This window comes from Mucilaginibacter sp. (assembly GCF_965225845.1).
Classification (GTDB): domain Bacteria; phylum Bacteroidota; class Bacteroidia; order Sphingobacteriales; family Sphingobacteriaceae; genus Mucilaginibacter.
On sequence record NZ_CBDDBL010000002.1, the window covers coordinates 1867450 to 1882426 of the forward strand.

A 14977-nucleotide genomic window follows, 5' to 3' on the forward strand; every position below is an offset into this window, starting at 1 on the left:
GTCACAGCAGAAATAAATTCGAGTAGATTATTTTAATTATTAATAAAACTACCGTCCCCTCTGCGTTGCATTAGCTGTCCATGATGTTTGGGGGCTCCGCTCCATTTTTGCAGGTTGATACGGAAGCTGACCATGATGTACCTGCTCAATGCATTCGATTTGGTATCAGTATAACCGGTTGGAGTTGTTACCCGGGTAACAAAGTTGTTTTGATCAAGCAAATCGAATAATTGTACGCTTAAAATCCCATTTCTTTTTTTGAAAAGCTCCTTTTCAAAATAGGCATTAACTACAAAAGGATTTTTAGTTAAGTTAGAGCTAATACCGGTTACATAATTCTTACTTGCACTATAACCCACCAGCCAGGTTTCAAATAAATAAACCTTTCCATCAACGCTTAGTGCAGTAGTTTTTACATTATTATCTGGCGCATCAGGCAAGGTATTGGTCGATTTGGTTACATTATAAGATACATAAGGATTTATCTCGAACCAATCGTTAGGATTTATACGCGGGCCTAAACGTTCATTAAAAGTCCATGACGTAGAAAAATTCTCAACATTATTGGTCATGGCAACATTATATCCATAATTAACCGTCCCATTTAATTCCAGGTTATATTTACGGTCGTCGTATTGCTTGGCAATGTTATAATTACCGCTACAGCATATGCCCCGCTGAGGTTTAGGTAATGGGTATCAGTTATAAAACCCTGACTTGTTTTACCATTGTTAGTAATTTCAATAGGCACAAGTATATTATTAGTTACAACCTGATTATTTATAGTAGATGCGTTCACATTAGCCGACAAATTAAGCTGCGAATTAGCTATGTAATTATTGTATTGTGCTGTTAAAGCGTTTGTAAATGATGGCTTAAGATTAGGATTACCTATTACCGGATTTTGCGGGTTGGTTAAGTCAGTATAAGGTTGCAACTCATTAAAAGTAGGTTCGATTGGAGTACCTGTGTAGTAAATGGAAAACTTCTCCTGTCGAGACCAGGAATATTGGTAACGGAAAATAGGGATCAGGCTAAAATCAGAATGATCGACCTTACCAGCGTATCCATCACGCGCACCCTGTAATAGTGTAGGTATAGCGGCAATACCTAATGATAAATTATAATTTGGCTTATTCAACCGGTAATTCAGTGATACCTTTTCCTCGGTAAATGAATAATGATAGATGTTTGTTAAACTGTCAATAGGTGAGCTACGCCCTAAACTATCTACATTGTTGGTAAAAGCATTATTATCATATCCCCGGTAGATCAATTGCGAATTAATTTCAAATTGTGAAACCAAGCTAAGCGGTTCAACATAAGTTAAACTTGCACGAAAGCTATTTGATATATTTCCGCGTTGAACAACTCGATGCACTAATGAATCTAAAAATGGTGTATTAAGGCTGGTGCTGTCTGCATAATAAAGGATATGATTGTTCTGCTGATTGACCTGCTCCTGATTGGTGTGGGTATAACTTAATTGTAGTGAAATATTTCGTCGTTTTTTTTTAAACAAATGCTGATAAAACAGTACCGCGCCATAACTAGGCGCTGAGCTTTCCGCATCGGTATTGCCTAAGGAAGTTTGATTAATAACCCCGGTTTGATAGTATTGAGAAATGTTATCGCTATTAGAACCCGCGAAACTGTAGGTAGGCGTAAACCGCATATAGTTGGAACTATCAATGTTATACTCCATATCAAAATCAGCGGTATGCGACTTAGTAATGTTATTGGCTACGCTATTATTAATAAAATTGGTTTTTGCACTGGCTGAATAAGGCAATGCTGTTTGCTGATTAATAGTGCCGGGAGCATAAAGTTGTACCCCATCGCTTTGATTAATGGAGTTAACATTGGTATAGGTGTAACCATAATTCATGTTCACCTCTATCTTTTTACTCCAATCATCCCGATAGCTAAAAGTGGGCGTAATAGTCTTAGTAGTTCCTCCAGTACCTCCACTGCTGCTGGAACTACCATAATTGCCGCCTGCACCGCTGTTGATTCCTGTACTGGCGACGCCGTTTATAGTATTTTTAAAAACTCCAATAATACTAATTTGTTGATTAGCATTTATACGTTGTAAAAACAAGCGTTCGTCAAAACGGTCATCGCTTCCTGCGCCTGCGGTGGCACGGGCAATATTACCTACGGAGCGATCTGCACGGGTGGTTATGTTAAGTACTTTTTGTGGTGTACCATCTTTAACGCCCGTGCGGGCGGCTTCATCACCATAATCATCTACTATTTGTATTTTATCAACTATATCTGCAGGTAAATTTTGGATCGCTTGGGCTACATTGCCACCTGTATAATCTTTACCGTTTAATCTGGCCTTGGTTACTTGCTGCCCCTGGTGTGTTAAGGTACCATCTGATCCTACTTCCATCCCTTCCATTTTACGTAGCAAGTCATCAACTGTAGCATTTTCGCGAACTTTGTAATCGCTTGCCTTATATTCAACTGTATCTGTTTTATAAGTAATGCTTGGAGTTCCATTCACCTTTACTTCTTTAAGCATATAAGAAGATGATTTCAATATGATTGGATCCAACACAATTTTTTTAGATGCATCATTATTAAGGTATTTTCGGGTAGACGGGTCGTAGCCAATCTCGGTTATGGAAAGAAAAAAGGTTGCTGCTTTTACATTTTTAAACACAAATATACCATCAACATTTGTTGCCGTTCTTAGCGTGTCTGTTTTAGAAGTTAAGGTGATTACCGAACCAACTATTGGGCTATCTGTCGAGTCTTTTACAATACCGCTCACCTCCCTGAATGGTATAGGTGGCGGAAGCGGAGCGGAACTCATCCGTCTTGAACCACCGCCACGGCCCCCCTGCGCAAATAGCTGCAAAGTAATTAAGATCACTAATAATAAAAGGTATAGTTTTTTCATGTATACCGGTTATTGACTTGCAGCTTTAGAAGCTAAAATATACATACCCCAAAAATCTGTTGGGCTCATCAAATCAGATATTGATGAACTTCTGCCAAAGCCACCACTAAAACCGCCTCCGTTACCAAAACTACCACCATTATTGCCGCTAATTTTAACACCGCTACCAATATTAACGCTGGGTAATTGTAAGCCATTCAATTTTATATTATAAGCCAACTCATTTTTATTATCGGCTGCAATCTTCAATAATTCTATAGGAATAGCTATTTCTAAAGTAAATACATCTTTTGCATCAATACTTGCCGCTGCCTTAATTCCGTACTCGTTGTAAATAGAAACAAGGGTATCTGTGATCTCAGTAAAACCTATCGCACTTATCATTTTACTCGTAGCTAATAATTGCTTTTGCTGGGCCACAATAGCTGTTGTGTCGGGTGTATCATCCTGCCCAAACCCTCCTCTTTTACCACTGCGGCCGGATTTTATGCCGGTGCGACTGATGACAGGAAAGGTTATTGTGTAGGCATTTTTAGTTTTCTTTTTCCCTTCAGTATTTATAGTAAAGCTTACTCCACCTGCCAAAATTTTATTGTTGTTGTCCAGATCGGTAGATTTTATTGCCAAATAGATATTTTTATCATCATTAGCTATGTTATACCAAAGCAGTACATTTTTATTATATGCTTTTAAGCTTTCGCCCCATTCGTTTATTTTCCCATCAATTTTCACACCTTGCGGAGCCCATAAATTTCCATTTTGGACACCGGGGAGTTTTTGCGCCATAAGTGTACAACATACACTTATTAACATTAACGTAATCGTATTAATTTTAAACCAGTAAAATGCACTTTTCATACCTGCAAAATTGAAAATTCAATAAACGATAATTGGTACCGAGGTAATAGTATCCTTTTTCAGAATTGATATGAAATTACCACCAAAGTTTAAAGGAAAATAATTTGTCATGAAATTGTTGCATATCAAATTCATGACAATAAATAAAGTATTTCAAAATTAAACTATTGGAAAGACTTGAATCGCAGTCTATAAATAAAAGCTATTGGCCGGCCCGTGATTCTTATATTAAAAATTCAAGCTTGATATATTAACCTGTACTGCAATTGCAGCAAGCTTATCCCTGTAGATAGGTTTAGAAATAAACTCCCTCACGAAGTGATATTCCATTGATCTATTTCTATCGATTGGGTTTACTGATGTTGAAATTATGTATACAGAAATTGGCTTTATCAACCTGTAATATACATTATCTAAATAATCTAAAACATGCCAGCCGTCCATCACAGGCATTTCTAAATCAAGGAATATAACATCCGGCAAGTTTACCAGATCTGTTATGTTAGATTTAATAAAGTTAACCAATCGTTCGCCGTCTTTAAAAAACAGCACGTGCCCAAATCCATTTATTCTTGATAAATTTAATTTTATAATACGTTGATCAAGTTCATCATCTTCAACAACACAAAGAGTTTTCATAGGTTGAAACTTTTTTAACTACACTTTTACTCTTTAGACGTAAATATTTAAACAGGGTTGTATAAAGTTATTAAGATGTTAACATTTCGCTTGGCAACTATATTTTTTTGATTAAAAGAAGTATCATTCTAATTGATCCCCCAATAATTAATTCTTTTTATTCATTGTTTTGTTAAGCCGGTGTAAATCCTGAATAAAATTTATTTTTTGTGCATATGACCAAATAAATAACCGGCAATTAGTGCAATTAATATTAACGCCCACCAAACGTATTGTAGTGTCTTTAGTGTATTGATTGTTTTTTCAAGATTAAAAACCTGGGATTCGGTGGCCAGCTTCTCATTTTGCAACTTCATATTTTGTTGTTGTAATTTGGCAAGCGTCCCTCCCACTTCTACCGGCTTTTCCTGCTCTAACTGATAGCGGCGCATAAAGCCGCCTTCTTTAAGAAACTTATCGCCTTTAGGCTTTAAAATAAGTTTTTCAGGCAACTCATAATCACCATGTTTTCCCGATTCTGCAATAAAACCTTCCCTGGTTAATATTTGCACCATAGCAAAGGCAGTGGATTCATCCTGGCCAAAAAGTTCGAGTAGTTGGAGGCGTGTAAGACTATCAGGTATACCAAACGCTTCCAACATAGCATCAAGCATTTCGCATTCGTATTCGTTCAATTCTATCATCAAGCACAAAATTAGTAATTATTGCGCTGGCTGATCAATTTTCTTTTGATGAAAATCCCAACTTAAAGTAGTTAAAATGCGTCATCATGTAACTACACCAAATATTAAATCATACTATCTATAAATAATAAAAATTATAAAACAATAAAATTACTTACAAGTTAAATATTTAAACTAACTAAAATATATGGGAACTTCAACTATAGATATAACAGAAAAAATAGCAACAAAGGCCTATGGTGCCTCCGGCGCGCTGATAGGTGGCGAAACCTTAAAGCCAATGGACCTTGAGCGTGATGCCCCACAGGCAGACGAAGTATTAATAGAAACCCTTTATTGTGGTGTTTGCCATTCCGATGTACACCAGGTGGAGAACGACTGGCAAAATACGTTATATCCCTGCGTTCCAGGCCATGAAGTAATTGGACGTATAGCCTATGCGGGGCCGAATGTAACCAAATTTAAAGTCGGTGATATTGTAGGCGTTGGTTGTATGATCGATAGCTGCCAGCACTGTTCTGCTTGCAAAGAGGGTGAAGAACAATTTTGCGAACATCCACACGGACCAACAATGACATATAATGGTTATTTTGTTGCAGATGAAACGAAGTACAATACTTTTGGTGGTTACTCAAACAACCTGGTAGTTAAAGAAAAATTCGTGTTACGAATTCCTGATACATTAGATATCAGCAAAGTTGCCCCTATTCTATGTGCAGGTGTAACTACCTATTCACCCTTAAAACACTGGAATATAAAAGCAGGTGATAAAGTAGCTATTGTTGGTATAGGCGGATTAGGCCACATAGCGATTAAAATTGCCAAAGCATTAGGAGCCGAGGTTACTGCTATTACCACAAAAGAAGAAAAAAGGCAAGCAGCACTTGAATTGGGCGCCCATAATGTGATCGTTTCTGAAAATGAAGAAGAAATGACAAAGTATCAAAAATACTTCAATTTCATTTTGATTACTATTCCTGACCCTTTTGAAATAAACCCATATATCCTTTTGTTACGCCGCCGAAGTTCATTGGTAACAGTTGGTTTATTAGCTCCTTATAAAGCTCCTGTTAATAATATGATGGTAGCCAGCCAGGCTCGCAGTGTTGGTGGCTCCATGATCGGCGGTATTGCAGAAACACAGGAGGTCTTGGATTTCTGCGCCGAGCATAATATTCTGCCGGATGTTGAGATGATCAACATAGAAGACATCAATCATGCTTACCAAAAAATGAAAGATGAAGAGGTACGGTTCCGTTATGTAATCAATCTTGCAACCTTAAATAACAACGAACTAACCAATAAATAAAATCAATAAAATACTTATTATGAAAGCAGCAGTTTTTCACAAACCCGGAGAGATCACCTATGATACCATGCCTGATCCGCGCATCGAACTGGCAACCGACGTTATTTTAAAAGTTACCTCAACCGCGATTTGCGGATCAGATTTACATATTCTGAGCGGTGCAGTTCCTCAAAAAGAGCCAATGATCATGGGTCACGAGTTTATGGGAGTTGTTGAGGAAGTAGGCGCAGAGGTTAAAAATTTGAAGAAAGGCGACCGTGTTGTTGTACCATTTCCCATTGCCTGCGGACATTGTTTCTTTTGCCAGCACAATGCCTCACCAGCCTGTGAAAACTCAAACTATAAACATTACGGGCCTGATGGTGACCTGGCTGATCAAAAAGGCGCTGCTTTATTTGGGTATACCGATTTGTACGGTGGCTACTCCGGCGGCCAGGCGGAATATGTAAGAGTTCCTTATGCTGATATCAGCCCGCGCATAGTACCTGATAACATGACCGATGAGCAGGTATTATTTCTTACCGACATCTTTCCTACCGGCTGGTCTGCAATTGATTGGGCGCAATTAAAAGGCGGTGAAGTAGTTGCGATATTCGGCTCTGGTCCGGTTGGTTTAATGGCGCAAAAAGCAGCCTGGATAAATGGTGCAAGCCGTGTGATTGCTATAGATCCGTTGAACTACCGCCTGGAAAAAGCAAAAGCAGTTAATAAGGTTGATACATTAAATCCGCATGAAGTTGATGTGGTTGAAGCCATTCGCGAAATGACCGGTGGACGTGGTGCCGACGTTTGTGTTGATGCAGTAGGCTTCGAGCCTGAACGTAGTTGGTTAGATAAAGTAAAGGCTACAGTTAATTTTGAAGTTGGCAGCATGAAAGTGATCGATATGGCTTTGAAAGCCGTGAGGCGTATGGGTACGGTAAGTATCATGGGTGTTTATGGCTCGCCTTATGACAACTTCCCATTACATAGGGTATTTGACAAGGGGATTACATTAAAAATGGGCCAGGCGCCGGTATTAAATTATATTGATCATTTGATCAATCTGGTTAAGGAAGAAAAAGTGGTGTTAGACGATATTATAACACATACTCTGCCATTGAGCGAGGTTTCTCATGGATATGAAATTTTTAATAATAAAGAAGAAGATTGTGTAAAAGTGGTTTTAAAACCCGGTGAATAAATATCAGCGACAAAGTATAGTTTAAAAATAAAAATATAATCATGGCAAAATATTCCGAAAAAGCAGAGGACAAGGTTCACAAAGCTTTACACGAGGAAAAAGAAGGCACATTAAAAAGCGGTAACGGTACAAAAGTTACCTCAAGGAAACAGGCAATAGCTATTGGTTTATCCGAGGCGCGCAAGCAAGGTGCTAAAGTACCAAAGAAAAAATCATAACAAATCATCAACATCATACTACCTATGAACGAAGAAAACAAAATAAGCCGCCGGAAGGTTATCGCCGGCTTAGGCGCAACAATAGCTGCGGCAGCGGTATCGCCTGCGTTAGCTGCCACTAAAGGTTTTAAAGGTAAAGTGCCAGACGGCCCGGTGAAGATCATGGACCCGACAACCATGTATCCTAAACCTCCTTTTAAATTTCAACCACAACCGTGGCCGGGTCTACAAAGCAAAATGGACCCAATTCCTGACTGCGGAGAAACCAGTTATAAAGGTTCAGGCAGACTAACAGGCAGAAAAGCTCTGATCACGGGTGGTGATTCGGGTATGGGACGCGCGGCAGCCATAGCATATGCTCGTGAGGGTGCCGACGTAGTTATTAATTATTACCCTACTGAAGAACAGGATGCACAGGAGGTTATTGCCTTGATAAAAAAAGAAGGAAGAAAAGGAATAGCCATCCCCGGTGACCTTCGCGATGAAGCATTTTGCGTGAGCCTGGTTCAAAAAGCCATAGATGCTTTGGGTGGCTTAGACATTGTAGTAAGCAATGCAGGCAGGCAACAAGCTGCAGCATCTATATTAGATGTAAGCACCGAAGAATTCGATTCGATTATGAAAACGAATATTTATGCTCCGTTTTATATTATCAAAACTGCATTGCCGCATTTGCCACCGGGATCGGCAATTATCGGAACAACGTCAGAGCAAGCTTATAATCCAGATCCATGGTTGTATGCTTATGGACAAACCAAAGCTGCTACAATGAACTATGTAAAATCTTTAGCTAAACAATTAGGACCTAAAGGGATCCGTGTTAACGGAGTTGCACCCGGCCCGGTTTGGACTGCGTTGCAAGTAAGCGGCGGTACCACCGCAGATAAACAACAAACTTTTGGTGGTTGGACAATGCTTGGCCGACCAGGGATGCCTGCAGAATTAGCATCGATTTATGTACAGCTTGCAGCGGCTGATGCCAGTTTCGCTACCGGACAAATTTATGGTTCATCAGGCGGCGTTGGTCAGCCATAATATTTTATATACTATGAGAAAAATATTTTTAATAATAATTGCCTGCGTACTGGCAATTAATACAAGCAAAGCCCAAGCACCTGATCCCGACACGACCGCCAAACATTTCCTAACCATGGCGAGTATTGGTAATTTACAGGAAATGAGTGCCGGAGAGTTAGCATCGCAAAAAGCTACAATTCAGGGTGTTAAATCTTTCGGACAGGAAATGGTCCAGGATCACGGTGACTCAGAAAAAAGGCTTTTACATTTGGCGAAACTAAAAGGATATAATCTTCCAGCGACGGCAACTGAAAATCCACCAATGGATTTAAATTTGCTTAAAGCTAATGGAAAAGACTTTGACCGTTTATATATCCATAATACTGTCCCGGGACATATCAACACAATATACATGTTTCAAAATTATGCAGTAACGGGTAAAGATCCTGATGTGCGTGCGTTTGCGCAACAATTGTTACCTATATTAAAGCATCATTTAGAAATGATTAAGATGCTTGATAATGAAAATAAATATTTGATTGCCAAATGAATTAAGAGCCCCGAAAGGGGCTTTTTTATTTATAGGCAGATTGTTGAACATGGCACAAATGATAACCTGCTAAAAAACTTAACTATATTTATCCAATCGGTTTTAAAACAACATTTCAATTTTTTCACTAATAAACATCCTATTTATAATATTTCTAAATTAATACTATTTTGATTCATAATATATTTTATAGTACATAATTGTACTAATTTTACAAAACTGCTATCGAATAATATATTTCGAAACTAAAATGAAAATACCTCTGTTAAATTATGTGAATGTTGACCATACCGAAAAAAAATCCGCATCTGTAATAGTTGCAGGTTTTGCCGGTTTAAGTGTAACCACTTATTTTTCGAAAGCCGGATATAGAGCTGATGTTTATGAAAAAAATATTGCAATAGCCGGGTGTACACAACAGTTAATTACCGAAGATTATACCATCAAATCCGGAAAAATTTCTGGCGAAATTGCTTAATAAATATTTCACAATATATGAAAGAAAGATTTGACACGCTATCAGCCACGTGCAGCAGGGAAACTACCCGACTTTACAGCACCAGCTTTTCGCTGGGTATACTCTTTTTTAGTCAGGAAGTCCGCCAGCCTATTTACGCCATCTATGGTTTTGTAAGGCTGGCAGACGAAATAGTTGATAGTTTTCATGATTATCCAAAATCGCAAATGCTTGCAGAATTAAAGAACGATTGCTTTACCGCCATAGAACGCGGTATTAGCATTAACCCGGTACTCAACTCATTTCAGCAAGTGGTAAACCGTTATGGCATTAATCACGATCTTATCAGCCAGTTTTTGAATAGTATGGAGATGGATCTTGGCGAACAGGTTTACACGCCTGAAAAATATGAACAATACGTTTTAGGCTCGGCGCAGGTGGTTGGGTTAATGTGCCTGCATGTGTTTACCAATGGAAATGACGAAGATTTTGAGCGTTTGAAACAACCTGCAATGAAGCTGGGTTCTGCTTTTCAGAAAGTAAATTTTCTACGCGATGTGAATGCCGATTACCAGCTTTTAAACAGGACCTATTTTCCTGATGTTAACCTGTCTTCATTTTCTGATGAAAATAAACGGGCTATTGAGGCCGATATTTTAAAGGAGCTAAACGAAGCGCTGCACGGCATAAAAGAGCTTCCACGTTCATGCAGGAAAGGTGTTTACCTTGCTTATGTTTATTACAAGCAGCTATTTCATAAAATTTCAAGAGTACCCGCTGAAAAGGTAATGTCTGAGCGGATACGGGTATCTAACGGGCACAAGTTTTGGTTGATGTTTGATTCACTTATCCGGTACAAATTAAACGTTTTATGAAGGTCTTATTGTGGCTTTGCCTGCTGCATGCAGATGTACAAAAATCTGCGGTGTTAAATTTGAGCGAGATAAGGAAATTATATGAAAGCGCTCCGCTAGTTAAACAAGATGCTAAAAAATTAGATCAGTTAATGCTGAATGTAAATGTGAATAACGCCAATCCGGTATTGATTTGCTACAAAGGCGCAAGCGAGCTGATTGATGCAAAATACACCATTAACCCGATAACAAAGTTTGATGATTTTAATAAAGGAAAAGCGTTAATAAACAAGGCAATTAGCCGCGATACGCTTAATCTTGAAATGCGTTTTATACGTTATTCTATACAAAGTAATTTACCCGGCTTTTTGGGTTATAGTGATAACCTGGAGAATGATAAAAACTTTCTGCTTATTAATATTTTGAATATTAAAGATCAGCAACTCAAAGAAATGATCTTAAATTATTTATCCGGTAAGGTTGCAACTAAAATTTAAATAAAAAGAATTGAAAGAAAGTGTAATGATCGTTAATGCCGGAGGCCAAACAATTGGTACAATGGATAAGATGGAGGCTCATGAATCTGGAACCCTGCATCGTGCCTTCTCTGTATTTATATTCAACAGTAAAGGGCAATTGTTGCTACAACAAAGAGCTATTGATAAATACCATTCGGGAGGATTGTGGACAAATACGTGCTGCAGCCATCCACGCGCGGACGAAACGACTGTTGGTGCCGCGCATCGTCGCTTACATGAAGAAATGGGCATAGATTGTGAACTAACGGAGTTATTCCAGTTCACTTATCGTCACGAATTTGAAAATGGGTTGATTGAACATGAATATGACCATGTATTCATGGGAACAAGTGATGAATTACCGATGGCTAATCCTGAAGAGGTAGCTAATTTTAAATATATTGATATTGATTTGCTGATTTATGAATTAGTAAACCAACCCGATCAATATACCGCATGGTTTAAAAAATGCTTTGAACAAGTACTGGAAAGATATTATCAAAATATTTAACAATGAATTTACTAATTAACATAGCTATTGTTTTAGCCGCTTTTACCGGTATGGAAGGTGTAGCCTGGTTAACACATAAATACATTATGCATGGTATTTTTTGGCCGCTCCATAAGGATCATCACCTTAAAGAGCATTATGGCTTTCTGGAGCGTAACGATCTTTTCTTCCTGATATTCGCCCTACCTGGCATTGCCTGCCTGGCAGCAGGTACGCTTTACCACTTATCAGTATGGAGTTGCATCGGTACAGGTATCACTCTTTATGGCGCATGCTATTTCTTTGTACATGACCTGTTTATTCATCAACGCATCAAAGTACTTCGCAATTCTGATAACCGATATTTAAAAGCCATCAGGCGGGCTCATAAAATGCATCATAAACATACTGGCAAGCATGACGGTGAAAGCTTCGGCATGCTATGGGTATCCTGGAAATATTTCCGCAATACACAAAGAAATAGCCCGTCATGAAATTTACCTATCTCCTGATCGATCTATTTTCGGTGCTTGTGCCATTTATCTTTTCGTTTCATCCGCGACTGAAATTTTATAAGCATTGGCCAGCACTTTTTCCGGCTATGATTATTTCTGCGATATTTTTTATAGTCTGGGATATATATTTTACCTACTTGAAAATATGGGGATTCAATCCCGATTATTTAACCGGTATTCATATTGGAAACTTGCCGATCGAGGAGATATTGTTTTTCTTGTGCATCCCCTACTCATGTGTATTCACTTACGCTTGCCTGGATGTGATCATAAAAACCAAAACATCAAAACAAAGTCAACTGATCATCAGCTCATTGCTGTTAGCAGTGTCGGTTTTTATGGTGATTAAATTTCATACCAATCATTATACTGCCTCCACATTTGCCTTGCTGATTGTGTTGTTAATTATAATCCAGTATATACTAAAGGCCGATTGGCTCTACAGGTTTTATATTACCTACCTTTTTTTATTGTTACCTTTTTTGATCGTTAATGGCTTACTAACAGGCACCGGCTTAAAAACGCCTGTAGTTTGGTATAATCATGCAGATATCATCAACCTGCGTATCCTAACGATACCGTTTGAGGACATTTTTTATGGTATGGATTTGATTCTGCTAAACGTTACGATCTACTCATTATTAAGTGCAAAATATAACAAAGAAACAGAAACCTCAGGCGGCCATATGTTTTTTCAAAACAATAACTTATTCTAAATCCAACATAATTTCATGATAAACAATAAATTAAATGAACTAACGAATTTACATGCTGTGATGGACACGGAGCAGGACCATTATAACTCCGCGTTTGACACGCCTCTTCGAGCTGATGCCTTTGAAATGGATGACGAGACAAAAATGGAACTGATATCCAAACATTTTACCAGTATAATGCAGGTGCTGGGCATGGATTTAAATGATGATAGTTTAAAGGATACGCCAAAAAGAGTAGCCAAAATGTATGTTAAGGAAATATTTAGCGGCCTTAATCCAGCAAATAAACCAATACCTACACTTTTTAAAAACCAATTCCATTACAAACAAATGCTGGTTGAAAGAAACATTGCGGTATTCAGCAACTGTGAGCATCATTTTGTACCCATTGTTGGGAAGGCACATGTAGCGTACATTAGCAATGGACAGGTTATTGGCCTGTCAAAACTCAATAGAATTGTACAATACTGCTCTCAAAGGCCTCAGGTACAGGAAAGGCTTACTGTACAAATAGCAACTATGCTGAAAGAAGCGTTGGGTACAGAGGATGTAGCCGTTATCATTGATGCGCACCACCACTGTGTATCAAGCCGAGGCATCAGGGATGCGGGTAGCACTACCCTTACAGCTGAATACAGCGGGCAGTTTTTGATTGCAGAAACAAAAAATGAATTTCTTAAACATATCGGGTTATGAGTTTTGAGGGGAAAAATATCCTGGTAGTTGGCGGCAGTTCAGGTATAGGCCTTTCGCTGGTTAAATTATTAAAAGACAAACAGGCTAATGTGTATGTTGTCTCCAGAAACCTCTCTAATGAGTTACCCGGGGATGTTTTACACCTGAATGCTGATATCACCGTAACTCTGGACGGGATAGACAGTTTTTTGCCACAGCAATTGCACGGCTTGGTTTATTCAGTAGGCAGCATCAATTTAAAACCTTTTACCAGATTAACCGAAAATGATTTTTTAAATGATTACCGCTTCAATGTTTTGGGTGCTGTTAATACTATTCAGCATTCACTTAAAAATTTAAAAAACGCCGGTGGTGCATCAGTCGTATTGATCAGCTCTGTTGCCGCAAGAACAGGAATGCCTTATCATGCCAGCATAGGGGCGGCAAAAGGTGCCGTTGAAAGTTTAGGATTATCGTTAGCTGCTGAACTGGCGGCTCAGCAAATACGGGTGAACATTGTTGCACCTTCACTTACAGATACGCCGCTGGCACAAAACCTGTTGAACTCTCCTGAAAAACGCGAAGCATCAGCCAAAAGGCATCCTTTAAACAAATATGGGCAGCCGGAAGATATAAGTCGATTGATCAGTTTTTTATTATCTGATGATAGTGGCTGGATAACCGGGCAGATTATTGGTGTAGATGGTGGCTTAGGCAGTTTAAAAACAAGCTAAAATGGAAAATATTACAAGCGATCAAATCGCTGATATGGAAAAGCATTACCGGATAAGCCTGATCAATAGTTTGGTTGGCTTCAGGTCCGTAAACCTTTTGGGTACCACCAGTAATGATGGGATCACTAACTTATGTATCATTAGTTCGGCTTTTCACTTAGGGGCCAACCCGCCACTAATCGGCCTCGTTATAAGACCCGAACGGGAGCATAATGATACCCTAAAAAATATCCGGTCAACCGGGCAATACACGTTAAATAATGTGGTGCCTGAATGGTACAAGCAAGCCCACCAAACAAGCGCCAGCTATCCTTCAGGCGTTTCCGAATTTCAGGCTTGTGGTTTCAAAAAGCAATATGTAAATGGCTTTAAAGCGCCTTTTGTTGCAGAATCAACTATTCGTATTGGCTTGGAGCTTCGCGAAACTGTAGATATTGAACTTAATGGTACAACTATAGTAATTGGAGAAATCATTCAAATATTGGCTGACGCTAACTTAATTGCCAATGATGGTACCGTTGATCATATACAAGCAGAAACCATGACTGTAGCTGGATTGGATGCGTATTTTCTTCCGCAGCCCGTTGGCCGCCTGGCTTATGCCAAACCTGGCGTTGAACCCCGTGAAATAATAAGCATCAACGAATAAG

The 14977-nt window shown here is 38.8% G+C and carries 19 protein-coding genes; 14 read left to right on the plus strand and 5 right to left on the minus strand.

Going from position 1 to position 14977, the window contains the following annotated elements; all coding sequences use genetic code 11:
- Positions 1 to 32: 32 nt before the first annotated feature.
- The 5 genes from ACYZ0U_RS12300 to ACYZ0U_RS12320 all read right to left on the minus strand — a co-directional run bounded on the left by ACYZ0U_RS12300 (position 33) and on the right by ACYZ0U_RS12320 (position 5091).
- Complete coding sequence (locus ACYZ0U_RS12300; protein ID WP_461452634.1) at positions 33 to 572, minus strand: porin family protein; 540 nt, start codon at positions 570 to 572, stop codon at positions 33 to 35.
- A gap of 32 nt (positions 573 to 604) precedes the next feature.
- On the minus strand, positions 605 to 2911 hold the full coding sequence (locus ACYZ0U_RS12305) for a TonB-dependent receptor (RefSeq protein WP_461452636.1): 2307 nt from the start codon (positions 2909 to 2911) through the stop codon (positions 605 to 607).
- A gap of 9 nt (positions 2912 to 2920) precedes the next feature.
- Positions 2921 to 3697: a hypothetical protein gene (locus ACYZ0U_RS12310; RefSeq protein WP_461452637.1), complete on the minus strand. Its 777-nt coding sequence runs from the start codon at positions 3695 to 3697 to the stop codon at positions 2921 to 2923.
- 300 nt (positions 3698 to 3997) lie between these two features.
- Positions 3998 to 4408, minus strand: coding sequence for a response regulator (locus tag ACYZ0U_RS12315; protein WP_461452639.1), 411 nt, complete (start codon positions 4406 to 4408; stop codon positions 3998 to 4000).
- A 200-nt stretch (positions 4409 to 4608) separates the two neighbouring features.
- Entirely contained in the window at positions 4609 to 5091 is a 483-nt protein-coding gene (locus ACYZ0U_RS12320; RefSeq protein WP_461452641.1) for a hypothetical protein, read from the minus strand.
- 187 nt (positions 5092 to 5278) lie between these two features.
- On the opposite strand from ACYZ0U_RS12320, the gene ACYZ0U_RS12325 reads away from it, so the two are divergent.
- The 14 genes from ACYZ0U_RS12325 to ACYZ0U_RS12390 all read left to right on the plus strand — a co-directional run bounded on the left by ACYZ0U_RS12325 (position 5279) and on the right by ACYZ0U_RS12390 (position 14976).
- Positions 5279 to 6400 (plus strand): NAD(P)-dependent alcohol dehydrogenase, encoded by a 1122-nt coding sequence (locus ACYZ0U_RS12325; protein ID WP_461452643.1) that lies wholly within the window; start codon positions 5279 to 5281, stop codon positions 6398 to 6400.
- Positions 6401 to 6419: 19 nt separating this feature from the next.
- Positions 6420 to 7583: a zinc-dependent alcohol dehydrogenase gene (locus ACYZ0U_RS12330; protein ID WP_461452645.1), complete on the plus strand. Its 1164-nt coding sequence runs from the start codon at positions 6420 to 6422 to the stop codon at positions 7581 to 7583.
- A 41-nt stretch (positions 7584 to 7624) separates the two neighbouring features.
- A complete protein-coding gene (locus tag ACYZ0U_RS12335) occupies positions 7625 to 7801 on the plus strand; it encodes a DUF6496 domain-containing protein (protein WP_461452647.1) in 177 nt (58 codons plus the stop codon).
- Positions 7802 to 7825: 24 nt separating this feature from the next.
- Entirely contained in the window at positions 7826 to 8836 is a 1011-nt protein-coding gene (locus tag ACYZ0U_RS12340; RefSeq protein WP_461452649.1) for an SDR family oxidoreductase, read from the plus strand.
- 13 nt (positions 8837 to 8849) lie between these two features.
- Positions 8850 to 9368 carry a DUF4142 domain-containing protein gene (locus ACYZ0U_RS12345; RefSeq protein ID WP_461452651.1) on the plus strand — a complete coding sequence of 173 codons (519 nt, stop codon included), beginning with the start codon at positions 8850 to 8852 and terminating at the stop codon, positions 9366 to 9368.
- A gap of 250 nt (positions 9369 to 9618) precedes the next feature.
- A complete protein-coding gene (locus tag ACYZ0U_RS12350; RefSeq protein ID WP_461452653.1) occupies positions 9619 to 9846 on the plus strand; it encodes a hypothetical protein in 228 nt (75 codons plus the stop codon).
- A 17-nt stretch (positions 9847 to 9863) separates the two neighbouring features.
- Entirely contained in the window at positions 9864 to 10700 is an 837-nt protein-coding gene (locus tag ACYZ0U_RS12355; protein ID WP_461452655.1) for a phytoene/squalene synthase family protein, read from the plus strand.
- Positions 10697 to 11176 (plus strand): hypothetical protein, encoded by a 480-nt coding sequence (locus ACYZ0U_RS12360; RefSeq protein ID WP_461452657.1) that lies wholly within the window; start codon positions 10697 to 10699, stop codon positions 11174 to 11176. The genes ACYZ0U_RS12355 and ACYZ0U_RS12360 overlap by 4 nt, the downstream gene beginning before the upstream one ends.
- Before the next feature lie 10 nt (positions 11177 to 11186).
- Complete coding sequence (gene idi / locus ACYZ0U_RS12365) at positions 11187 to 11708, plus strand: isopentenyl-diphosphate Delta-isomerase (protein WP_461452659.1); 522 nt, start codon at positions 11187 to 11189, stop codon at positions 11706 to 11708.
- Positions 11709 to 11710: 2 nt separating this feature from the next.
- Positions 11711 to 12181, plus strand: coding sequence for a sterol desaturase family protein (locus ACYZ0U_RS12370; RefSeq protein ID WP_461452661.1), 471 nt, complete (start codon positions 11711 to 11713; stop codon positions 12179 to 12181).
- A complete protein-coding gene (locus ACYZ0U_RS12375) occupies positions 12178 to 12918 on the plus strand; it encodes a lycopene cyclase domain-containing protein (protein ID WP_461452663.1) in 741 nt (246 codons plus the stop codon). Before ACYZ0U_RS12370 ends, ACYZ0U_RS12375 begins: the two co-directional genes overlap by 4 nt.
- 15 nt (positions 12919 to 12933) lie before the next feature.
- A complete protein-coding gene (gene folE / locus ACYZ0U_RS12380; RefSeq protein WP_461452665.1) occupies positions 12934 to 13614 on the plus strand; it encodes a GTP cyclohydrolase I FolE in 681 nt (226 codons plus the stop codon).
- Entirely contained in the window at positions 13611 to 14327 is a 717-nt protein-coding gene (locus ACYZ0U_RS12385; protein WP_461452667.1) for an SDR family NAD(P)-dependent oxidoreductase, read from the plus strand. Before folE ends, ACYZ0U_RS12385 begins: the two co-directional genes overlap by 4 nt.
- Before the next feature lies 1 nt (position 14328).
- Positions 14329 to 14976 (plus strand): flavin reductase family protein, encoded by a 648-nt coding sequence (locus ACYZ0U_RS12390; RefSeq protein WP_461452669.1) that lies wholly within the window; start codon positions 14329 to 14331, stop codon positions 14974 to 14976.
- The last annotated feature ends 1 nt before the right edge of the window (position 14977 follow it).